This window comes from Kitasatospora sp. NPDC050463 (assembly GCF_040655255.1).
In the GTDB taxonomy this organism is placed as follows: Bacteria; Actinomycetota; Actinomycetes; order Streptomycetales; family Streptomycetaceae; genus Kitasatospora.
The window spans coordinates 39,105-60,769 of sequence record NZ_JBFAJO010000059.1; the positions used below are offsets into that span (position 1 = coordinate 39,105).

Consider the following 21,665-nt stretch of genomic DNA (forward strand, 5'->3'; position numbering starts at 1 on the left):
CTGCGGCTCCTTCTAGACGGTCCCGGGAGGACGGGCGCAGGCCCCGTCCTCGACGACGATCACCGGCCGCAGTCCGGCCGGCAGGAACTCGGCCAGCTTGGCCGCGAGGTTGGCGCGCCGCAGGCCGCTGTGGCCGGCGGCGAACGCGCCCACTTCGTCCCCGGTCCCGGAGGCGGTGAGGACGAGGGGGGAGGAGGCGTCGCCGAGCGCGGCGAACAGTGCCGAGCGCGGCCGCAACGAGCCGAAGGACGCCGCCGCGGTGTCCCCGCGGGCGAGGTCGTCGTCCCCGGGGACGCAACGGTGTCGGCTCGGCAGCACCGATCCCGGTTCGACGCGGCTGAACCGCAGGCACCCGCTCTGCCGGGTGTCCGCGACGGCCGCGCCGACGAGCAGCGCCTCGTCCGCCTCCAACTCCTCGGTGCGCAGCCGGCCCAGCACGGTGACCCGGTGCAGCCTGACCCGGCGCGCCGGGCTGTCACTTGCAGGGTCTGCGGCCTCCGCCGCGCGGGTCCGGCCGGGTACGTCCGGGCCGCCCAGGGCAAGGCCGGGCCGCTGCCCGGCAGACCGGTGGAGCACCGAGTCCGTCCCGGTCACCAACGCCACCCCGGGGCCGGTGCGGATCCCGGCCAGGATGGAGGCTGTGAAGGCGAGTTCGGCCTGGTGGTCGGGGTCGGCGTCGTCCCAGCGGAGGGCCGTCGCGCCGGCCGGTCCGTCGGCCGGGCCGTCGGACGGCGGGTGCAGCGTGCAGGTGTCGAGCCGCAGTGCCGTCAGGAAGCCATCGGTCACCCGGATCCGGCCGCCGATCAGCAGCCCCGACAGGTGCAGCGCGTGGTCGACCGAGAGCGCCTGGACGGTGCCGAGGCCGGTCATGCCGCGCACCGTCACCAGCGCGGCGTCGGTGTCCGGCGCGTCCGGCACCAGGCACGGCCGGGCCGCCCCGGTCGGGCCGCCGGCACGGATGGTGACGTGCCGACGCAGCCGCGCCGCCGCCGCGCCGAGCCGCCCGAAGTCGAGCGCGACCGAACCGGCGTAGCTCGCGCTGTCGACGATCTCGATGACCTCGTCGACGGCGGCCCCGGTCGCCGCCCACAGCGCGTCGGCCGCGGCGACCGCCTCGGCCGGGGTGCGGTGGATCCGGCCGAACGGCAGCCGGACCGCGGCGTCACCGCTGGCGGAGACGATCCGGGTGGACGCGGCCCCGGCCTCGCCGCCCCCCACCGCGGTCGGCGCGGTTCGGACGCCGCGGGCACCAACCGGGCCGCTGAAGGCCTCGACGTAGTCGACGGTGAGGTCGCGCTCGGCCGGCTCGACTGCGACCAGCGGGTCGTCCGGCGCCAGGCAGAACACGCCGCGGGCCGGGTCGACCCCGAGCTCACCGGACCGGGCGGGACCGTGTACGACGCGACGGCGGCGCAGCGGCACGGCGCCTTCCAGCGGCAGGACCTGCCCCTGGGCGGCCCGGGCGGGCACCGAGCCCGGCGGCAGCATCCCGGGGGCTCCCGGCCGCATCCCGCCGGGCATCGTCCAACTGGAGCCGTCGGCGCCGAGCGCGAACCGCGCGACCGGGCCCCCGCTGCCGTCGTCCGCCACCAGGTCGGCCTCGGGCAGGTAGGTGAGCAGCGCGCCGCCGGCCCGGTCGGTGACAACCAGTTCGGACATCGGCCAGACCGCGGGTGGCTCGCCCGGGCCGGGCACCGCCGCCCGGCGGATCTCCAGCGCGATCAGCACGGTCCGCTCCACCGGGATCCGGTCGGCGACCGCGTCGCGGCTCGGCAGGAACGTGAAGGCCGGCCAGTCGGTCAGCCCGGGCGGGACGGCCAGCCGGGCCCGGTGCTCGTCCGTCATCGGGGTGTCGGCGGTCACCAGGGCGCCGGCCAGCTGCGGTACGGCCGCGAGCTCGTGGACCTCCACGACGAGGCCGGGCAGTCCGGTGAACCGGGTGCGGTCGGCCACCACGAGCCCGCGCACCCGGTGCACGCCGCCGTCGGCCCGGTAGGGCCAGGTCACCGGTCGGGTGACCCCGGCGGACGGCCAGGCCTGGCCGTCCGAGGCACGGGCGAGCCTTCCCCTGACGGGCGGCCCGCCCGCCGCCGGGTCGGCCGGCGGTTCGACCCGGTACGTCGAGCCGTCGGCGGCGACCAGCAGGTCGACCGGCCGGCCGGGCCAGACGAACACCTCCGGCAGGTGGACGGTCACCGCGCCCGCGTACCGGCCGGCGGCCGAGGGCACCCCGCCGTGCCGGGCGGCGCGCGGCGGCCGGTCGTCGCGCACGGCGAGCTCGCAGGCCGGGAACCGGCCAGCGTCGGCCGTTGCGAGGCCGGCCCAGCCGGGCAGCGGGTCGGGGAGGCCGGTTTCGATGCGCAGCACCAGCCGGCCAGCTCCGCCGAGCGGCCGGTCGGTGCGGAAGGCCCGGGCGGTGTCGGGCAGTAGCGAGGTCGCGATCGCGCCCAGCCGGACCGGTGCGATCGGGCCAGGGGCCGCGTCGGGGTACCAGAGCGCCGACACCGTGAAGTGCTCGGCGGGCCGCCGGAACACCGTCGGGTCCAGGACGCGCATCCCTTCCGTCGGGTGCAGACTGGTCGCCGGGTCGGGGGCGCCGAAGGCGAAGTCCTCCTCTGGCTCGGCGTCCGTTGCTGCGCCGGCTCCCCGGCCGCCGGCGTCCGGTTCGCCGTGCCCGCCGCCGCGGGCCAGCGCGAGCGGTACTCCGGCGCGCCGCACCACGAAGGCGCGCTCCGGCCCGAATGCGGTGGCCGGGTCCGCGGCGAACGCCACCGGGTCGACCGGCAGCCCGTCCGTGCCGTACAGCGGCAGTTCCTCGTGCAGTGGGTCGAAGGTGTGGGCCCGGGCGCCCGCGGGAGCGGGTTTCCCCGGCACCGTGGCGGCCGGGGTCACCCCGCGCTGCGGGAAGGTCTGCAGCGGGCGGAGGAACGTCACGACCGTGCCGAGGTCGTACCGCCCGCCCTGCCCGGTCGCTCCCGAACGCCCGGGGGTGCGGAAGTCGGGCAGGTGCCCGAACGGGTCGTACGCGGTGCCGAGCCGCGCGAGCGCCACCGGGTCGCGCAGGTCGACGGTGAGCGGACGGTCGAGGCGGACGTGCGCGGCGTGCTGTGTCCACGCCAGCGTGCGGAAGCCCTCGACGACCTCGGCGCCCCAGTCGGTGGTGCCGCGGGCCAGCCCCGCGAGCATCGTCGGCGTGCCCTTCGCCCGGCGCCAGGCCAGGGTGTTGCGGACGTCCTGACGGTTGCTCCGCCCGACCGGGTTGGGCAGCAGTGTCGTCCCCACCAGCGCGCCCAGGTAGGGGACCACCCAGTCCTCGGCGGTCTCCAGGAAGAAGTCGTCCCAGAGGTCGTCGAGATCCTGGCGCACCGCCGCGACTTGGGCTGCGATCGTTCGCAACAGGCTGCGCAGCGGGGCCCGTTCGAGGGTCTGCCCGTCGTCGAGGCCTGGGAACCGGAGCCGGGCGATCGCCAGGTCCTGCTCGCGGTGGAAGGCGGGCACCCGCGCGTAGAGGCGCTCCAGCCAGAACTCCCGGGTGTGCCTCATTCCGCGTACCCCCCGGTGCCGAGCAGGACGGTGAGCTTGCCGCGCAACCCGGCGCCGTCGGCGGGATCGTCCGCGACCAGGACGAGGCCGGTCGCGGGGACGGGCAGCACGTCGAGCAGGGCGGGTTCACCGACCGTGCCGGCGGCGCAGAGGCGAGTGACCACGGCCCGGGTCACCCCGGGGACCGCTTGCGCGGCGGCGTAGACCCCGCTGACCCGCAGCGCCTCGCCGTAGCCGAGGGTGGCGAGGTGTCCGGGGCTGCCGTCCGGGCCGGTGCGCTGGGCGAGCGCGGCCCGGACGGCAGCCAGGGTGGTCCGGCGTCCGTAGCGGTCGTCCAGGTCGACCACCACGGTGACGTCCGCGGCGACCGGTGTGAAGTCAACGATCCGGAGCGGCTGGTTCACGTCCCGGCGGGCGTCGAGGTAGCGGCGCAGGCGGGTGAGGTGGTCGCCGGTCAGCGGCTGCCGGTCGGCCCGGGCCACCGTCAGGCGGATCTCGGTGCCGACGCCGAGGCCCTCGCCGCCACCGCCGGCCGGGGCGATGCTGGCCCGGGCCCGGGCGATGCCGGGGAAGGCCAGGGCGAGCTCGGTGTGGTCGGAGACCGACACCGCCCGGTCCAGGGTCCGCAGCGAGGCGGGGGCGTTGCGGCGGATGCCGTCGGCGGTTTCGGGATCGGCGGCGCCTTCGGCGGGCAGCGGGTTGGTGACCGCGCGCAGGCCGGGAACGGCGTCGACGAGCCGGGTCACGCCCCCGGGCGGGACGGCGCCGTCGGAGCCGAGCCCGCACCGGTAGGTGGCGACCACGTTGTCCCGGCCGGTGGGCGGGCGGGAGTTGCCGTCGCCGAAGCGGACGACGGCGCCCGGGGAGTCGCCCGGCGGGTGTTCGACGGTGAAGGCGGCTCCCTCTGCGGTTGCGTCGTTGGCCGAGGTGGCCCGCTCGGTCCACCGCACCCCGTTGACGCTCACCTGCAGGGTGCTGCGCAGCATGCCCTCGCTGTCCGGCAGGTACGTCAGTGGGCCGCGGCGCAGCCGGAAGGTCTGCCAGGCGGTGCCGTCCCCGCTGCCCAGCGTCTCTGCGGGCGCGGTCTCCCCGTGGCTCGCCACCACCACGTTCCCCAGCAGTGCGGTGCGGGAGCGCTGGTGGAGGCGGGTCAGCGGGGCGCGGAGCGTGACCAGGGTCAGGTCCGAGGCGTCCAGCACCCTCACCTCCTCGACGGAGACGGCCTCGGTGAGGGTGCTCTCACCGCGCTCGCCCGCGACGGTCGAGGTGACGACGGCCGACTGTCCCGGGGTGAGGTCCGGGTACCGGCCGGCCAGGAGCAGCCGGTCGCCGCCGAGCGGCTCGGGCAGCGGGCGACGGTCGTCGAGCGGCAGCCGCTGCGAGCAGAGCAGGACGGTGGTCGCACGCCGCAGGAACCGCGTCGCGGGGATGGCGGAGGCGAGCCGGAGCCGTGTCACCCGGCCCTGGAGGGCGAATCCGAGGTGCATGACGGTGTCGGCGCCAGTCAGCCGGAAGGTGCGGTAGGGGCGCCGGGCGCCGCTGACGTCGAGCAGGACCGCGAAGCGGGGGTCGGCGTCGCTCCCGGCCGCAGCGGTGGCGACGACGGTGTCGAGGTGCAGGACGAAGGCCTCGTCGGGCAGCCAGCGGCCCGGGTCGGCGTCCCAGTCCGTGAAGCCCTGCGGGGGCGGCTTCGGCATGTCGGCGAAGCGTGGGGCGCCGGCGCCGAAGGGGAGCGCGGCCTCCCGCAGCGCGTAGACGGCCGGTGCCGTGCCCGGTGCCGTGGCGTAGACGGTCCCGTCCTCGACCCAGGTCAGTGCGGTGAGCCCCGCCCGCCGGTCCTCCCGGACCTCGGCGATCTCGCGGAGCAGTCCCTCCCCGGCCGGCACTCCGTTCCCGTCGAAGCGGTCGAAGACCAGCACGTACCCGCCGGCCCGGAGACGCAGCCCGGTGCCGGCCACGTGCACCGTGCGGCGCAGGCCGCTCGTTGCGTCGGGCAGGGCCTGCTCCGCCGGGTCGGGCGGGGGCGTCGGCGGCCGGCCGGGTGCCGGGTGGCGTCCCGTCTGCAGCAGGGCCCCGGCCAGGAGCGGGAAGACCAGCCCGAGGTCGTTGGCGATCCGGTTGAAGTCGGCCGCCTGACCTGCGGACCGGCCCGGCGCGCCGGGCGTGGTCAGCACCGCGACCGCCGCGAGCGCGCCGAGCGGGGCGAACTGGTCGGCCGGACCGGCGGACGCCAGGGGGATGCTGTTGTGCTCGGCACGGGCGGTCACCGCCTGATCGGTTTCGAACACCACCGGCAGCCGGTCCGGCGCGGCCCGCCCTCCCACCCGGGTGCCCCGGCGGACGGTGACCGCCTCCCCCGCCCGCGCCGGGTCGACGGTGAGGGCGAGCAGCACCCGCGCGGCGGAGCCCGGGCCCGGCCGGTAGCCGACCAGGCGGGCCAGGCGCTGCAGCGAGTCGAGCTGGGTGGCCGTGCCGACGAAGGCCTCGTTGGCGGCCAGTTCGGCGTAGAGGGAGGCGCTGTCGGCCAGGTAGGCCCAGGCGTCGACGAGCGCGGTGGCGTGGTCGGGGGCGGACTCTGACTCGTGCCAGCCGGGCAGTTGGAGCGACAGGTCATCGAGCATGGCTCGGCGGAAGGTCTCGAACGTGCCGAGGCGGTAGTTCACCCGGCTTCGACCGGGCAGGTTCTCCGGCCGGCGGGATGGGACGCCCGCGGTGCCGGCGACGGGTGGGCCGTCGGTTCGCGCCATCAGCTGCCTCCCCGGGTGGCGAGCGTGAGCCGGCCGCGCTCCGGGCGGGCGGGGTCGTCGTCGAGCCGGGCGATCCGGTCCCGGCTGACGGTGAGCTGACCGGTCGCCTTCACCCGGGCGGTGTCCGCCTCCGGTGTGGCGGAGTCGAGCGGGGCGAGCACGTCGACCGTGACGGACCGGACGCCGGGCACGGCCGACAGCGCGAGGTGGAGCCGGCTCAGCAGCACCGGGTCGCCGAAGCTCAGGTGCTCCGGGTCGAACAGGCCGCGTGAGCCGTCGGCCCGGACGCCGGGGCGCAGGGCCGCCGCGACGTCCTGCCCGACCGCGCCGGCCAGGAACCCGGGCTCGACGCAGACGGTGAGGGCCAGTTGGAGCGGCAGGTCGCGGGCGGGCACCAGCCGGAGATCGTAGCCAGCCAGGCGCCGCCGGTCGAGGAAGGTGAGCAGCTCGGCGGCCAGCCGGTCGTCGAGCTCGGTGCCCCCAGCGAGGTCCAGGATGAGGTCGACGGCGACCCAGCTGCCGGTCCACCGGAACTCGGCACCGGCCCGGGAGATCAGCCCGCCGCCCGCGGAGCGGTCGAACTCGGCAACCGCGTCGGCGTAGTCGCGCGCCGTGACGGCGACCTCGCGGCGGCCCGCGGCGGCCGGGCCGGCCCGGCGCGCGTCGTCCAGGTCCTGGCGGTCGCGGCCGCCGATGGCGGGAACGGGGTTGTCGACGGAGAGCAGCCAGCCGCCGGGCCCGGTCCGGCTACCGGCCTGCTCCGCCTCCTGGTCCGCGGGCACCGTGAGCGTTCCCGCGGGGACGTTGCCACCGGTCCCGAGGCCCACCCGGAAGCGCAGGTCGACGACGGCGCCGTCGGGCGGGCGCAGTCCGAAGGCTCCCCGGCCGGCCTGCTCCGTCCCGCCCTGGCCGAACAGCATCGTCGCGGCGCCGCCGTCGCCGAACTCCAGGGTGAACACGCGGTCGCGCGGGCCGCTGTCGAGCAGGGTCGGGGCCCACTGCCACTCGGTGCCGTCGATCACCACCTGCAGCTGTGGCCGGCCGGCGGCGTCGATGCCCAGCGGGGCGCCGGGGACGGGCACGCGCAGCCGCGGGGGCGGGGCGTCCGGCGCCGCAGGTGCGTCTGCGGGCCGGACCTCCCACCGGGCGACGGCCTGCGGAGCCGTCAGCGCCTCGTCGACGGTGCGGCCGATCAGGGCCCGCCACAGCCCCACCGGGGCGTCCGGGACGATCGGCACGGGGAAGCCGTCCACGGCGCCGGGTCCGTCCTGGTCGACGGTGTGCACGGTGCGGTCGCCCAGCGGCGACACCACCACCACGACGACGTCCTGACCGTCCGCCAACCCCCAGACCGTCACCAGGATGACGGTGGTCGGGACCGCCACCGCGGGCCGGGCGGTCGCCCACGCGCTCGTCCCGGCGGCGGCGGCGGTGGTCTCGCCGCCGCCCCGGCCCGGCGCCGTGAGCACGATCCGCTCGCGCCGGGTGAGGCCGTGGCTCGCCGGAACGAGGTTCCCCCGGACGGCGGTCCGTCGGACGGGGTGGTCGCGCCGGAGCGCGGTGTCGCGGCTCCAGGTGACCCGGGTGAGCGCCGGCGTCCCGTTGGCGCCGAAGGCGGACGGTGGGAGCCTGTCGGGTGCCCGGTCGAGCCGGATCACCTCGGCCCGGCCGGTCACCGTGTCGCGCAGGGCGAGGAGGTCGCCGGCTGCCAGGGCGGGGAGGTCGCCGACCAGGTGCGCCGAGGTGGCCCCGGCGGGAAGGTAGCCGTCGGGGCTGTCCCAGTCGTAGAGGGTGAGCTCGTTGTGCGCGGGCAGCAGCACGGCGTCCGCCACGGTCTCGAACACCGCGCCGTCCTGGCCCTCGCCGCCCGGCCCCGCGCCGGTGATGTCCTGCTGCCGGACGGCGAAGCCCGACACCAGCAGGTGGGAGCGGCTGACCCGGAACCGGAGCACGGTCTCGGCCGAGGCGCCCTCGTCCAGCGAGCACCCGATCAGGGCGAGGTGTCCGGCCACCGAGCGCCGCTCGGTCGCGGTGTCCAGGAAGGCCTCGTTGGCCACTCTGTCGAGGACGTAGCTGAAGCCGTCGGCGGTGGCCGCGAACAGCTCCAGCAGCATGACGCCGGCATCGGCCTCGTTGGTCTCCGTCCAGCCGGGGGCCCGGGTCGGTACGAAGTCCTGGAGGGCACGGCGAAACCCCTCGAAGTCCCGTGCCAGGTAGTCGATCCGCACGGTGGCGGGCGCAGGCGGAGCGACCGTCGCGGGTGCCGCGGCACAGTCGGTACCGGCGCAGTCCAGCCGGAACCGCAGGCCGGCGGTGCCGTGGAACGGGTCGGCGTTCGCCCCCACCAGGGCCAGGGTGTAGCCGTCGCGGTCGCCCTCGGCGTCGAGCCGCAGGGTCACCTCGTCCCGCCGGCCGGGTGTGGGGGTGACGTCGGCGATGCGCGGGTGCAACCGGGCACCACCGGACAGGGCGTACCCGGTGCGGTCGAGCAGCCAGGGCGCCCGGTCGGTGGCGTCGGCGGGCTGGAGGCGGACGACCAGCAGCGGCGGCGTACCGGCGGCCGGGTCGGCGTCCACGACGTCTACCCGGGCGATCCCCACCATGCCTGCGCGCAGGAGCGGACGGGCTCCCGCCAACGGGGGCGCCGGGACCATCGCGCCGCCCAGCCTCGCGGGCCGGCCGCTCACAGCCCGGCCTCCGTCGCGACGAGGCCGCCGGCGCCGGCGGCCACGGAGAGCGCCTGCCGGGTGCCGGTCTGCTTCACGACGTACACGATCGTGACGCGCAGCACCTCCTCGGCCCCCAGATCGGCCCGGACGTCGACCTGCTCCACCCGCAGCCGGTCGCCGAGCCAGCGGTCGAGGTTCTGGGTGATGAGGAACCGGGTGGTGGCGCGCTGGATCTCGTCGCCGCCGGCGAAGACCAGGCACCTCACGCCGCAGCCGAAGTCAGGCCGGTTGATGCGCTCGCCCGGCTCGGTGAGCAGGACCTGCAGGACGAGGTCGCGCAGGTGCTGCTCGGGGCCGCAGGTGCGCAGGCCGCCGCCGGGGGCGAGATCGAACGGGACAGCGAGGTGGCGCTCCGGGGAGGCGGCCATCTAGAGCTCCACCTCGTGTCGGGACTTGGCCGCGTCCAGGCCCAGGACGATCGGGACGACCGGCGGACTGGTCAGTCCGGTGGGCCCGTTGACGGTGTGGGTGTGCGTGGCGAGAGCCTGTACCAGCGCCTGCAGCGCGGTGTTCAGGGCCGCGTGCCCGACCAGGTGGTCGGTGGCCTGCTCCCCGATGGCCACGGTGGAGCCGCCGATGGTGATGCCGCCCGCGTCCATGGTGACCGTGTTGCCGCCGACGTCCTCGATAGCGACTCCGGCGGAGTCCATGGTGACGCTGTTGCCGTTGGCGTCGGTGACGGTGAGGGTCTCCTCCTCGTCGTCGAGCACGACGACGTGCCCCTTGGCGCTGCGCAGCACCTTCTGCGCCGGTCCCGCGTCCTGCGGCACCTCGCCGGTGGCCCACCAGCTGCCGGTCCACACCGGGTAGGCGAGGTTGCCGCCCTCGAACTCCACCCAGACCCCCGCGCCCTTGCCGGGGACGGTGAACAGCCCCTCGCCTGGCAACCCACCGTAGGGCAGGCACGGCAGGGCCCAGCCCAGTTCGACGTCCCCGGTCAGGTGCGGCACCCGCACCCGGACCCTGCCCAGCGCCCGCGGGTCGTCGACGTCGCTGACGATGCCCCGGTACTTGCCGAAGTACCGTCCCTCGACCCGCTCGACCAGCCGGGCGACCACGTGTTCCAGGGGTTCCACCGCGCCTCACAGTCCCGGCAGTGGCAGGCCCGGGGCCCCGCCGCCGAACGCCTCGGTGCCGTCCAGCCCGACCGCGTTGCGGCGGGCCTCGAAATGCTGCAGGTACTCGCCGGTCGGCCGCATCCGGTGGACGACGCGGGTCACGTAGTACAGGCCGCTGTGCAGGGACCCGACGCCCTTGACGAGCACGGTCCGGCCGGCCCGCAGCACGTGCCCGTACGCGTCGCTGTTGATCTCGCCGACCGCGTCGACCAGCCAGGCCGCCTCGTCCCGGGCCGCCTGGGCCTGTCGGCTCAGCTCGGACGGGTCGGCGGTCGGTGTGGCGGTCAGCAGCAGGGTGCCGGGAGCGCGCAGCGGCCGGGCCGCCCGGGCCAGGGCGCTTCCGGCCAGGTCGGCCAGGGTGGTCCGGCCGGTGAGGCGCTGGGTGGGGAGGGTCGCCTCGGCGACGGACGTCCCCCTGGTCTCCGGGGCCACCTGCTCGGCGCGGACCGCGAGCGGCAGGCGTCCGTCGAGCGTGGCCTCGAAGGAGCGAAGGTTGCCGGCCGCGCCGAACCGGACCGCGAGGTCCGGCTGCGGCGAGCCGCCGAGGGCGGGCGGTCCGAACCGGCAGCGGGCCGAGCCCTTCCCGACGACGAACCGCACCTCGAAGCCGTTGCGGCGGGCGATCGCCCGCAGGAGGGCGGCGTCGGTGCCACGCTGGACCACGGTCGTCCCGGCCGCCTCGCGCAGCGGGGCGGTCGGGGTGATGTCGGCCTCGAAGCCGGCCGCCGCAAGGATCTGCTTGGCGATGTCGGAGTCCGCTAGGTCCGGCCAGGCCACGGTCTTTTCCTCCTGGCCGAGGACGGCCCACGGGTCCTGCCCGAACACGTCGAGGTGGGCGTCACGGCCCGTCAGCCGCACGGTGGCGCCGACCACGTAGCCCTCGGCCATGGGCTCCGGTCCGGGGGCACCGCCGCCGAGCAGGCCGCCGACGGCTCCTGCGGGACCACCGCCGCCGGTGAAACCGAGGTCCACCCCGAACGGCGCGAACGGCGTGAACCGCTCGTCCGACAGGTGGCTCCACTCGCCGTCGGGCCCGGCGGTGAGCCGCAGCCGGACGGTGAAGAGGCTGCCGTCGACGCTCTCGTCCACCTCGACGAACTCGACGTCGGGGTGGAGGTCGGCGGCCGGGGCACCGCCGCAGCGTAGTTGGAAGGCCTTTTCCGGCACGGCCGTCACCCCGCCCGGTCCGGCGGGACGGTGATCCGGGCCCCGGGCGTCAGCAGGTCCTCGGGATCGACGCCCGGGTTGGCGTCCGCGATCAGCCAGAACCGGTCGGCACGCCCGTAGTAGCGCGCCGCGAGGAGGTCGAGCCGGTCGCCCTCGACGACGGTGTGGTGGTACCAGCCGGTGGTGGGCGGGACGAAGCGGGTCGGCAGCACCGCGTGCACCCGGCCGTCCTGCGTGGTGACGAGGCGGCTACGCCGGGCGGCCTCGGCGTACCGGCTGCCGGGATCGGTCACTGAAGGGCCCCCAGCAGGTCTCCGGCGACGTTGGCCAGGTTGAGGGCGGCCATCACCTCGCGCGCGGACTGGGTGTACTTGTACGCGCCGATGGCGAGTTTGGCGTCCGCGGGGAGCCGGACCGGGGTGAGCACCCGCAGGGAGACGTTCACCTCGACCCGGATCGGGTTGAGCATCCGGTCGTACTCGCGCTCGGTGACGTAGAGGTTGGTGACGGTGACCGGGATGAGCCGGTACGGGCCCCAGAAGAACAGCACGGTCGGCAGCTGCGCCGGTGGGCTGCGGTACGGCTGCGGTCCGCCGCCGAACAGCGAGGTCGCCAACGACTCCTGCGGGTACATCAGCAGTTCGAGCGCCGACAGTGCGGGCAGTACCCCGCTCACCAGGGCGATCGGGTTGCCGCCGGCCAGCTGGTCGGTGGCGTCGAGGCGCAGTGTGAACGAGATGGCCTCGTCGGGCTCGCCCGGCTGGTTCACGGGGGCGGGGCCGGAACCGTCGGGGGGATCGGGTGGGAAGGCCAGACCCGGGGTCCGGCTCACCGTCTCCGGATTGAACTGGAACAGCACGATGTTCGGCAGCCCTCCGAGCAGCCCCGCGTCGAACTTGACGAAGGCCCCCTTGAGTGCCGGCACCACGCAGCCCCTGTCTCGATACGATGCGGTCGGCCCGCCGGCCGGTTCGCCGCCTGGGTCGCTGAGTGGGCGTCAGCTTGACGTACCCGAACTGCCCGCTGCAACGAACCGCGCCGAGGTGCACGCGAAAGGCGCAAATCGCTCGTTTCGGTTGACGTGGCGTCGTCGGGCCCGCGGCTCGGCGGTCGAGCGGCGGTCACGAAGCAGTGGTGCGAGCCGGGGTCGGCCCGGTCGAGATCGAGGTGCCGCGTGACCGGGAGGGCTCGTTCGAGCCACAGCTGGTCCGCAAGCGCCAACGACGGTTGTCCCGGGGAAGGTGGAGGCCACCTCCGAGGACGCCCGGTACGCACCCGGGTACGGCGGCGACCACCACCACGCCCCCGGGTCCTCGCCGGGCGCATCCTGTGCCGGCACCTGGGACCGGCCCCGACCGGCGCTCCGGGCGGCGTTGGCCGGCTCGGCGCGACCGTTCGTATCCACCCTCTATGATCCGGCCCGGGGGAAGGTCGCTGAGCTGGTACGACACCGCTGTGTCCGCTCTCCCTTCGGCGACGCGTGCCCGCGCCGCCGACTCGACGACCGGGGAACGACTACTCGGTGATACTCACTCAACGCCTGGGCCGCGGGCTGCTCGCCGGCGCCTCGGCGCTCGCACTGCTGCCAACCGGCCTCGCACCCACCACGGCGGCCGCCGCACCGGCCGCCGCATCAGCCGGTGACGGTCTCGGGGTGTCGGTGGAGGGCGTCCAGGAGCGGCGCGGTCTGATGGTCAGTCAGCTTCCTGTCAGTGCGGGCCTTGTCCTGCTTGCGCGGCCAGGCGCCGGGCCGGAATGCCGGATCCGCTTCGCCGGGCTGTCCAGGGTTGCGCCGGTGGCGAGGTAGGCGAGCAGGCGTCGGTAGGAGCGGTTCCAGTCCGGCTCCAGCCGCCACAGCTCGTCCAGGGCGTCCAGCTTCGCGGCGGCCGGGATCGCGAGGTGGCGCGCTGGAGGTGGAAGACCGCCGCGACCGCGTGTACCCGCTGCCACTCGACCGCGCGCGGGTTGAACGCGCGAAGTTTGTCGGTCAGGAGAATCCGTGCCGCGTGCTGCTTCGCGTTGATCCGCAGCCACTCGATCGGCGACTCGACCGGCGCTGGCTGCTGCTCGCCCTCGGCGGCCTCGGCCGGCTTGGCCGTAGTGGTGTGCGCGGTGCCCTGCGAGCGGCTGGCGCGCAGCTCGGTGATCCGGCCGACCACCCGGGCGTCGTGCGCCGCGAGCGCGCGCAGGACCCGCCAAATCGTGCGGAACGAGGACGCTTCGATCTCGGCGTCGGCCTCGGCCTTCACGGCCTCGCCGGCGTCGTGGACCTCGGCCGGGTACGCGGTTGCGGTGTCGTCGCCGACCTCCGACGTCGGCAGGTAGACCGGGATGATGACCCAGGACACCTTGCCCTGCCGGTAGGACCGGCGCAGCGCGCGGCCGACGGCCTGGACGATGTCGATGACCGAGCTCTTGGGGTCCGCGAAGCAGATCGCGTCCACGGCGGCCACGTCGATGCCCTCCGACAGGAGCCAGGAGTTGCAGAGGATGCCGCACTCCTCGCCGTCCTCCCCCGTGTGGGCCTTGAACTCGGCGAAGGCGGCCCGACGGTCCTTGAGACGGTCGGTGCCGGCCACGACCTTCGCCCAGATCCGCTCCGGGCGCTCCGCGTCCTCGAGCAGCTCCGAAGCGTCCAGCAGGATGCTCACGAACTCCCACGCGGCGGACACCGGTGAGCAGCCGGGTCTTGCGCAGGCGGCGATGGGCGGCGATGCGGGCGGTGGCGACGATGTGGAGGCGGATCTCGGGGCGGTAGGACCAGGAGGCGACGATCTATTCCAGCCACGTCTGGTCGTCGAGGTGGCGGGCGGAGTCGGCCCACTTGCCGATGCCGCCCTTGTAAATGCCCTTGTACAGCCCGGCCAGGACCAGCGCGTCCGCGCGGATGGGGTCGGTGCCGACGTCCTTGTGCACGGCGTAAGCGGCCAGGAACTCCTCCGGGGCCTGGCCGTCCACCAGGCCCAGGTCGGCGTAGGCGCGCTTGTAGCCCGAGCGGATCCGGCCGGTCCACTCCTTGAGCAGCGGCGCGGTGTGGGCGGCCAGGTAGGCGGCGGTGATGGTCGCCGGGTCGAAGCCGTAGGTGGTGGCCATGTAGGCGACGGTCGGGGTGGCGTACCAGCCCGGGCCGGTCGGCGGGCGGCCGTGGAAGGTGGCCGGGTGCGGCAGCAGCTCGTCCACCGCGATGCCGGTGAAATCCGCCCACCACAGTCCGGCGGTCTTGCCGCCGTCCCACGCCGGATTCTCCACGTACTCCAGCGGACCAACGGGCAGGCGCGGGGAGTCGGTGACCGAGAGGTAGGAGGCGCAGACGTCGACCGCGACCGCCCACGGGCGGACGGCCTCCTGCTCGGTGAGCTCGCGGGCCCACCACTTGTAGTCCTCCTCCTCGCACACCGCCTCGCCCTTGCTGAGGAGTTCGCGGGTGAGCGGGTGGCGGGCCCCGGCCGCCGGCGGCACGCACAGGTCGCCGCTGGGCAGGGCGCCCTCGCGCAGGTGGGAGGACCACTCTCCCGTTGTCTGGTCCTTGGTCCACTCCACGCGCGGGCGCACCGCGTCCAGGAGCAGCATCGCGGTGGAGGCGGTGGTCGCGCCGGGGGCGACGCCGAGGTCGGTGGTGAAGGCGCGGTAGCGGCGGGTCAGGGTGAGCCCGTCCTTGGTGCCGTCGAGGGCGGTGGCCAGCGGGGCGACGAGGGCGCTGGTGGCCTGCTGGCGGCCGTCGCCCTGGCCCAGCCACGGCGCGATGGTGACCCGGACCGAGGTCTTCGGGCCGCCGGCCGATCCAGTGCGGCGGAAGGCGTGGAAGGAGGGGCCGATGTGGTCGCTGATCTCCATGCCCACCGTGGCGGCGGCCTTCGCCAGCTTGGTGTGAAGCGCGGTCAGGGCCTTCTCGGTCGTCGGCAGGGCGGCGGGCAGGCCGAGCTGCTTGAGTGCGGCGGCGGTCAGGCACACCATGCCGCCCCGAGGGGTGAGCCCGTTCGACGCGCAGCGGCAGCCCGGTGCCCAGCCAAGCGAACCAGTCGCCCAGCTTCGGCCCGGCCGGGGCCGGGATCTGCGGGACGTCCAGCGTCGCCCACGTCGCCCGCCTAAGGAACCTCGGCGGGGCCCCTGCCCCCATTGCCACGCTCAGACCGGGCAGTTTTGCCGCACAGTCCCCCGCACCGACGCCCGCGCCCACCTCGCCCGCCGCCCCCACCGGCAACGCTGCTGAGCTCGCCCCCGGACCACAATCCGGATCCGGTCGCCTTGCGGGTGGTGGCGAGCTGCTCTGTCCGGGTCAAGTCCGCTCGGCGTGCCATCGCTATGTCGCTCGGACGGCGGCCACGGTGTCGGAGGCCTTCCAGAAGGTAGGGCCATGAGAACTCCCACAGCTTCCACCAGCCCGGCCTCCCACGGCTCGGCGACCAAGGTGGGCCGCCCGTTCGCCCGTTCGCTCGCCGAGGCCCACCCCGGCCTGGTGCCGACCTGGCACCCGGAACGCAACGGCTCGCTGACACCCGGCGGGATCGCGGCGAGCGTCCGGGGTTATGGGGCTGCCGGGCCGGTGGTGAAGAAGGCCGTCATCTGCTCCAGGCCCTGCGGGCCGAACATCGCGTCCAGGCTCTGGGCGGAGTCGGCGGCGGAGGCTTCACTGCGCGGGAAGAGGGCTTCCTCGTAGGCGTTCAGGGCTGCCTCGGCGTCGCCGGGGTGGGCGGCGATGGCCGAGGCGAGTTCGGCGCCATCGAACATCGCGAGGTTCGCCCCTTCGCCGGCGAAGGGGGACATCACGTGGGCGGCGTCGCCGAGCAGTGTCACGCCCGGCACGCGGTTCCAGCGGTGGCCCACCGGCAGGGCGTGGATGCGGCGCGGGGTCATGGTGTCGGCGTCGGCGATCAGAACGCGCAGGGCCTCGTCCCATCCCTCGAAGTGGGCGAGCACGGCTGCCTTCGCCGCCGGCAGGTCGGTGAAGTCGACCGTCTCCAGCCAGCCCTCGTCCGACTTGAGAGCGATGTAGACGTGGAGGCTGCCATCGGTCTCCCGGTGCGCGAGGAAGCCCCGCTCGTGGCCGAGGCAGATGAAGAACCCGCCGCCGACCACGGCCGCGCTGCGCGGGTGCCTGGTGCCCGCGTCCAGCAGGTCGGTCTCCACGAAGGAGATGCCGGTGTAGACAGGCTTGGCGTCCGAGACCAGGGGTCGCACGTGCGACCAGGCGCCGTCGGCGCCGATCAGCAGGTCGGTGGTGAGGGTGGAGCCGTCGGCGAAGGTCACCTCGTGGCGTCCGCCGTCCAGGGCGCGCACGCCGGTGACCTTCCTGTCCCAGCGGACCGTGCCGTTGGGGAGCGAGTCGAGGATCAGGTCGCGCAGGTCGCCGCGGTCGACCTCGGGCCGGCCACCGGTGCCGTCGTCCTCTTTCGCGACGTGGACGGTGCCGTCGGGACCGAGCAGGCGCATGGCCTGGCCGCCCTCGTGGATGATCTTGAGGAAGCCGTCGTGGAGGTGGGCGGCCTGCAGGGCCTTCTGGCCGTTCTCCTCGTGGATGTCGAGCATGCCGCCCTGGGTGCGGGCCTCGCGTGACGCCTCCAGTTCGAAGACGGCCGCCTCGATGCCGTTGACGTGCAGGACGCGTGCGGCGGTGAGGCCGCCAAGGCCAGCGCCGATGATCGCGATGGGGTGGTGCGTGTTCATAGGGTCTCCGGGGGGTGGGGATGGCACCGCGGCCCTCCTCGCCGGGGCCACCCCTCCAACCTAACGAACATGTTCGTAGCGAACAAGTTCGCCGATGGATGCACTGCGCCCCGTCCGCTCCCTCGCGCGGTCCGGGGGCGGGAGTCCGAGGCCCTCAGGGCTTTCCGGGGCTCAGCCGGTGGCGTCCGGGACGGGGGTGTGGAGGATTCCGTTGATCACTAGGTCGAAGCCCCAGGACAGCCGGGCGTCCTGGGTGCCGGACAGCAGCGCCGGCAGATGCGCCTTGATCATCGGATGCTCAGCCTCGTCCACGCCGTGGGCGGCGCGGGCGAGCTCGTCCCAGTCGTCTTGGCTCATCGGGTCGCGCTCCTGGGTGCCGTGCTCCGCCGCGGTCGCGGTCGCGTACTGCAGGAGGTTGTCCACGCCCCAGGCGACCTGCTCGCGCGGGGCGCCGCTGCGCGAGAGCAGCAGCAGCAGGCATTCGACCAGGTTGAGGTAATTGGCGCCGCTGGGGCGGGCGACCAGCGCGGAGCGGGCCAGCTGCGGGTGCTCGAAGAGCAGGCGGGTGTAGGAGGTCAGCACCGCGACGAGCTCCTCACGCCAGGCGGCGCCGGCTCCGCCGACAGGCAGGTCCACCTCGCCCAGGAGCGCGTCCAGGACCGCCGCGTGCAGCTCGGCGGTGTTGGCCACGTAGACGTACAGCGACGCCGGACCGGTATCCAGCTCCTGGGCCAGGCGCCTCATGGTCACCTTCTCCAGCCCCTCGGAGCGCATGACCCGCACCGCCGCATCGACGATCCCGTGCCGGGTCAGGGCGGGCTTCGCAGGTCGATCACGCCGGCTGATCGGTTCTCGCTTCGCAGTCACACCCCGATCGTAACGAACATGTTCGCACGGGGTTGCGCGGAAGTACCGTTCACCTCCAAACACCCGCCAGGCCCCGCAGGCCCGTGTTCACGGGGCGCCGGGCCGGTACGCCCGCTGACCAAGATCCCCCAATCGGCGCCACCTGGACCGACTACCGCGACCTCGCCGTCCTCGCACACATCCAGCTCGGCGGCCCGATCGTCCTTGCCCTCGTACGCACCCGACCTCGACCCGGCCGAACGCCTTTGGTCACTTCTGCGACGCGGCTCACTTCTGCGACGCGGCCCGATGGCGAACACCGCCTTCACCGACCCCGACCACCTCACCTACACCCTTCGCCGAGGCCGCGACACCTCCAACTCCGGTCCGCCCTCCTCGACGGATGCCTCACTGGCACCGTGCGGTCGCTCACTCCACCGACCCCGCCCTGAAAACCTCGGATGAGGGGAGAGCTGAAGAGCTTCCTGTGAATCCCGGTGTGGCGGCCAGCGGGATGCCGGGGTGGCGCTACTGCGGCGGGCCGGTCGGCTGCCCGCGTTCTCAGGCAGCTCTAAAGGTGGCCCGACGAACGCGCTCTGGTCTGCGGCGAACAGGCTTGGACCTTCCGGGAGTTGGAGCAGCACGCCAACCGGCTCGCCTCGGCCTTGGTGGCGCGGGGGCTGCGTCCCGGCGACGCGGTGGCGAGCCTGGCGTGGAACCGCGGCGAGCTGCTGGTGGTGGAGTTCGCGCTCTACAAGGCCGGTCTGCTGCGGGCCCCGATCAACGCCCGGCTCGGGCGGTCCGAGCTCGCCCACATCCTCGGCTACGCCCCGGTGCCACCGTCTCCCTCGGCATCACCGGCGCCATGACCGTCCTGCTACACCGCGACCCCACACCCGCTCCGGCCCTCTCCGCACCGACGCGCGCATGACCGCAAGGTAGGAGGCTCGTTGACTACCCTTAACCGCTGCTCGGGGCATGGGACAGACCTGCTAATTGACTGGCCAGCAGGAGGCCCGTCGTCGGCCGCAAGTAGTAGGCCGACAGCGGCCAATACTGCAACCGCATCTGCGTGACGGATGTGGGGTTGGGCTCGCAGAGATGGCTGTGTGCTGATGAGCTGACGATCAACAGGTCAACCCGTGGCCCGAGGGGATAGCGGGGTTCCATGCTCGCATCACCCATCGTGTCCGCAGGTCAGAGCCCCAGGAATGAGCCAAGGGCGGCGTTCCGCGCCGGTCGCGCCGGCGGCCGCAGCGCACTGTGCCGCTCTGGCTGATGGCAGTGGGGACTGTCTCGCCGCCGGGGCCGGCGGTCTGACCGAAGGGCGACCCGTGGAGTGTCGCCGCCGTTGGCGATGGCGTGCTGGCAGGTGGCGGCTAGGAGCAGGGCGCGTGCCCACGGTGGCCCGCTGCCCCCCAACCCGCTGACGCCACCCCATCCCCTCACACGGCGGTTCTGCTCGGCGAACCGGCGGGCTGCCGCCTGCTGGGCTGCGAGCTGGTGGCCCTGGCCAGCTGGTAGGTGGTCCGCCCGGCGCTCTCCGCCTGCCGCTCGGGGGGAGAGCACTGGGCGGGCGCGGGACAGGCCGGCGGGGCGGGAGTTCCGTCACCCAGGGCCAGTAACGCGACCACCCCACACCTCGGGCCAGACCAGCAGGACGGACAGCACGGCCCGGCCGGCGGACGATCAGGCAGGCAGGACGGGCAGGCAGGTCATCCACGGCGGACACACCGACCAGAGCGGCGACGTCCGCGTGCAGCACGCCGCAGAACCGCACACGCGCCCCGGCGCAGCCGACACTCCCGGCCCCGACAACACCTGTTCCGCCTCGGTCGCCGCGCCCAAACGTCCGGGGCGGTTCGGACCGCTTACCACCCTTTCCGGGCTGACACCCCCAAGGCGCCATCATGAGCGATTGCCTCCGGTCATCCTGGGTGTGCAGAGTCATTTGACTTGTCCTGTACATGTCGCCGCCGGCTGAGGTTCACCGCGCTGACAAAGACTCTGACACCGAAGCCGAGCAGGAGGAGGTCGAGGAGCATCTGGGCGCCAACGACCAGCATGGCGGCATCGGTCTTGGGGGCGATGTCACCGAAGCCGACGGTTGAGAACACGGTGATGCTGAAGTACAAAGCGCCGCTGCGCGTCATCGGCTGCGAGAAGTAGGAACCGTTCGCCCGCGCTGTCAGGAAGTACGTGGCGGCGAACGCGAGGATGTACAACGGCACCGCCATCGCCAGCGTCTCGATCGCCCGCAGCCCGGGGAATTGCGATCGGGTGATCCCCCGAATCCGCCAGGCCAGCACGGCGACAAGGACAGCCAGGCAGAGGACCAGCAGCAGTACCGCGTGCGTGTTCAGGGTGCTGCTCATCGGCAGGACATAATACAGCACGACCAGCAATGTGGCGGTCACCAGCGCGCGCAGCCCCGCGCGCAAAAAGAGGAAGCGGCGCTGCCGGGGGGTGGGATCGCCCAACGTCGCCATCGTCGTCTCTCCTCAGCCATCGACCAAGACGTTCCCTTACGCGGTGGGGCACCTTCTTCCGGCGCTGGCTCGCGCGTCTTGACAGCGCCGGTCGGAAGGCTCGCCATCCTGCCAACGCGTGAGCCGCTTTCGCTGGAACGGAACGCTCAAAACTGACGAGGCGCGCCTGGTTCATGCGACGGCCGGTGTCAGCTTTTCGTGCCCGAGGGCTCGCCGAGAGCGGCGCGCACCCAGTCGTGCCCGCTGCCCGGGTCGAGGTCGGCCAGGAACTGCGCGCGCGTGCCATCCCAGCTGGCGATGGCACGCTCGGCCGCTCGCGCGGCAACCGTCTTTCGTGTCTCCCGGTCCTGGCAGGTAACCAGGATGACGGCGGCGTTCGGACCGGCCTGGGCAAGGATCCTGTGGGCGGCTCGCTCATCCGACCCGACGTGGCCCTTGTGCACATGGCCGGCGTGGCCACCCCTTTGGGCGCCTCTCAGCATCGACACCGTGCCCATGAACCCGATCGTCCACGACAGAGAGATACGCAGGAGGGCGTCCGCGATACCCGCTCCCGTCAGCACCCGGGACTGGGTGACCTTCAGCGAACCGTCCTTGTTGCCGCTGACCACGACGGCCGCCACGTGCCCCTTTCGGGCCGTCTTCCGAAACTCCCGCCCGAGTGAGGCCAGCATCCGCTCGGCGGCGTGACGATCCTCAAAGCTGGCCAGTACTACCGCCCCCTGTGCGACGGGATGAACCTCAGGAGCCGAATCCGCACCCATCCGGTTTCTCCTCTCGCCACTCGAGAACGCCGTGACAACTCTTGCGATCAAGACCGAGTGTCACACGCCCACCACCAGACTGGCATCACCATCCCCCACGACCCGGCCGTCGAGCACCCGAATGCCATCGCCAGCACCACCCAGGTGGCTCTGTTCACAAGGACGGGCTCTGGCTCGATTTCCGGACTCTGTCGCTGATTGAGGGGTCCGTGCCCGACCAGGAACGGCTAGTGGGCATGAACTGGGCGTGACGGATGCGGCGCATGTGGTTGATTGGTGCGATCAGTTCCTGCCAGAAGTGATGTCAGTTGACGACGTGCTGGGGAGTTCCTCTCCGTCTGACGGGTGCTCGGTGGCGGCCCAGGTGGCGAGGAGCCGCAGGGCGTCGTGCTCGGGGGTGCAAGGGGCCGCGCTATAGGCGGTCAGGATCAGTCCTCCGCTTCACTTTGCCAGTTGAGCGTTGGCCAGGCAGGGTATAGCCGGAGCTGGGCCCATGGGGCTGGTTGAACCGCCCCGGGTTCGATAGAGACCTCAGCTTGTGGTTGTGACCTGTGGTTTTGCAGTTGTGAGGTGGTAGGTGTTCTCGTACTCGACGGGC

General features: G+C 73.8%; 14 protein-coding genes and 4 pseudogenes. 3 read left to right on the plus strand and 15 right to left on the minus strand.

Features of this window, described 5'->3' with window-relative positions:
* Positions 1-12: 12 nt before the first annotated feature.
* The 8 genes from AB0J08_RS30115 to AB0J08_RS30150 are packed head-to-tail and all read right to left on the minus strand — an operon-like array spanning position 13 to position 12,229.
* A complete protein-coding gene (locus tag AB0J08_RS30115) occupies positions 13-3,543 on the minus strand; it encodes a hypothetical protein (RefSeq protein ID WP_360641012.1) in 3,531 nt (1,176 codons plus the stop codon).
* A complete protein-coding gene (locus tag AB0J08_RS30120) occupies positions 3,540-6,290 on the minus strand; it encodes a hypothetical protein (protein WP_360641013.1) in 2,751 nt (916 codons plus the stop codon). The genes AB0J08_RS30115 and AB0J08_RS30120 overlap by 4 nt, the downstream gene beginning before the upstream one ends.
* A complete protein-coding gene (locus AB0J08_RS30125; RefSeq protein ID WP_360641014.1) occupies positions 6,290-8,977 on the minus strand; it encodes a hypothetical protein in 2,688 nt (895 codons plus the stop codon). The genes AB0J08_RS30120 and AB0J08_RS30125 overlap by 1 nt, the downstream gene beginning before the upstream one ends.
* A complete protein-coding gene (locus AB0J08_RS30130) occupies positions 8,974-9,387 on the minus strand; it encodes a GPW/gp25 family protein (RefSeq protein ID WP_360641015.1) in 414 nt (137 codons plus the stop codon). Before AB0J08_RS30130 ends, AB0J08_RS30125 begins: the two co-directional genes overlap by 4 nt.
* A complete protein-coding gene (locus AB0J08_RS30135) occupies positions 9,388-10,095 on the minus strand; it encodes a phage baseplate assembly protein V (protein ID WP_360641016.1) in 708 nt (235 codons plus the stop codon). It abuts the gene before it with no gap.
* A gap of 6 nt (positions 10,096-10,101) precedes the next feature.
* Positions 10,102-11,304 carry a hypothetical protein gene (locus tag AB0J08_RS30140; RefSeq protein ID WP_360641017.1) on the minus strand — a complete coding sequence of 401 codons (1,203 nt, stop codon included), beginning with the start codon at positions 11,302-11,304 and terminating at the stop codon, positions 10,102-10,104.
* Between the two features lie 5 nt (positions 11,305-11,309).
* On the minus strand, positions 11,310-11,597 hold the full coding sequence (locus AB0J08_RS30145) for a LysM domain-containing protein (RefSeq protein ID WP_360641018.1): 288 nt from the start codon (positions 11,595-11,597) through the stop codon (positions 11,310-11,312).
* Entirely contained in the window at positions 11,594-12,229 is a 636-nt protein-coding gene (locus AB0J08_RS30150) for a hypothetical protein (protein WP_360641019.1), read from the minus strand. The genes AB0J08_RS30145 and AB0J08_RS30150 overlap by 4 nt, the downstream gene beginning before the upstream one ends.
* 200 nt (positions 12,230-12,429) lie before the next feature.
* On the opposite strand from AB0J08_RS30150, the pseudogene AB0J08_RS30155 reads away from it, so the two are divergent.
* A pseudogene (locus tag AB0J08_RS30155) lies at positions 12,430-12,534 on the plus strand (transposase); the annotation flags it as partial.
* Between the two features lie 479 nt (positions 12,535-13,013).
* Here AB0J08_RS30155 and AB0J08_RS30160 read toward each other — a convergent pair.
* The 4 genes from AB0J08_RS30160 to AB0J08_RS30175 form a co-directional block, all read right to left on the minus strand.
* Positions 13,014-13,955, minus strand: coding sequence for a helicase-related protein (locus tag AB0J08_RS30160; RefSeq protein WP_360641020.1), 942 nt, complete (start codon positions 13,953-13,955; stop codon positions 13,014-13,016).
* A 124-nt stretch (positions 13,956-14,079) separates the two neighbouring features.
* Positions 14,080-15,258, minus strand: a complete 1,179-nt coding sequence (locus tag AB0J08_RS30165) for a hypothetical protein (protein ID WP_360641021.1) — start codon at positions 15,256-15,258, stop codon at positions 14,080-14,082.
* Between the two features lie 570 nt (positions 15,259-15,828).
* The gene (locus tag AB0J08_RS30170) at positions 15,829-16,968 is read right to left on the minus strand and encodes an NAD(P)/FAD-dependent oxidoreductase (RefSeq protein ID WP_360641022.1); all 1,140 of its coding nucleotides are present in this window, start codon (positions 16,966-16,968) and stop codon (positions 15,829-15,831) included.
* A gap of 171 nt (positions 16,969-17,139) precedes the next feature.
* Entirely contained in the window at positions 17,140-17,835 is a 696-nt protein-coding gene (locus AB0J08_RS30175; RefSeq protein WP_360641023.1) for a TetR/AcrR family transcriptional regulator, read from the minus strand.
* A gap of 140 nt (positions 17,836-17,975) precedes the next feature.
* Between AB0J08_RS30175 and AB0J08_RS30180 the strand changes: the two are divergent.
* Together AB0J08_RS30180 and AB0J08_RS30185 are read left to right on the plus strand one after the other, a co-directional pair.
* Positions 17,976-18,266, plus strand: a pseudogene (locus tag AB0J08_RS30180) (hypothetical protein); the annotation flags it as partial.
* A gap of 135 nt (positions 18,267-18,401) precedes the next feature.
* Positions 18,402-18,683 (plus strand): annotated as a pseudogene (locus AB0J08_RS30185) (AMP-binding protein); the annotation flags it as partial.
* Positions 18,684-19,742: 1,059 nt separating this feature from the next.
* Here the strand turns inward: AB0J08_RS30185 and AB0J08_RS30190 are convergent.
* The 3 genes and pseudogenes from AB0J08_RS30190 to AB0J08_RS30200 all read right to left on the minus strand — a co-directional run.
* On the minus strand, positions 19,743-20,303 hold the full coding sequence (locus AB0J08_RS30190; protein ID WP_360641024.1) for a potassium channel family protein: 561 nt from the start codon (positions 20,301-20,303) through the stop codon (positions 19,743-19,745).
* Between the two features lie 188 nt (positions 20,304-20,491).
* Complete coding sequence (locus AB0J08_RS30195; RefSeq protein ID WP_360641025.1) at positions 20,492-21,067, minus strand: hypothetical protein; 576 nt, start codon at positions 21,065-21,067, stop codon at positions 20,492-20,494.
* Between the two features lie 282 nt (positions 21,068-21,349).
* Positions 21,350-21,502 (minus strand): annotated as a pseudogene (locus tag AB0J08_RS30200) (transcriptional regulator); the annotation flags it as partial.
* Between the last annotated feature and the right edge of the window lie 163 nt (positions 21,503-21,665).

Coding starts and splice junctions, on each gene's coding strand:
- AB0J08_RS30115 (WP_360641012.1), bottom strand. CDS start 3,543: ATGAGGCACACCCGGGAGTTCTGGCTGGAGCGCCTCTACGCGCGGGTG.
- AB0J08_RS30120 (WP_360641013.1), bottom strand. CDS start 6,290: ATGGCGCGAACCGACGGCCCACCCGTCGCCGGCACCGCGGGCGTCCCA.
- AB0J08_RS30130 (WP_360641015.1), bottom strand. CDS start 9,387: ATGGCCGCCTCCCCGGAGCGCCACCTCGCTGTCCCGTTCGATCTCGCC.
- AB0J08_RS30165 (WP_360641021.1), bottom strand. CDS start 15,258: ATGGTGTGCCTGACCGCCGCCGCACTCAAGCAGCTCGGCCTGCCCGCC.
- AB0J08_RS30170 (WP_360641022.1), bottom strand. CDS start 16,968: ATGAACACGCACCACCCCATCGCGATCATCGGCGCTGGCCTTGGCGGC.
- AB0J08_RS30190 (WP_360641024.1), bottom strand. CDS start 20,303: ATGGCGACGTTGGGCGATCCCACCCCCCGGCAGCGCCGCTTCCTCTTT.
- AB0J08_RS30195 (WP_360641025.1), bottom strand. CDS start 21,067: ATGGGTGCGGATTCGGCTCCTGAGGTTCATCCCGTCGCACAGGGGGCG.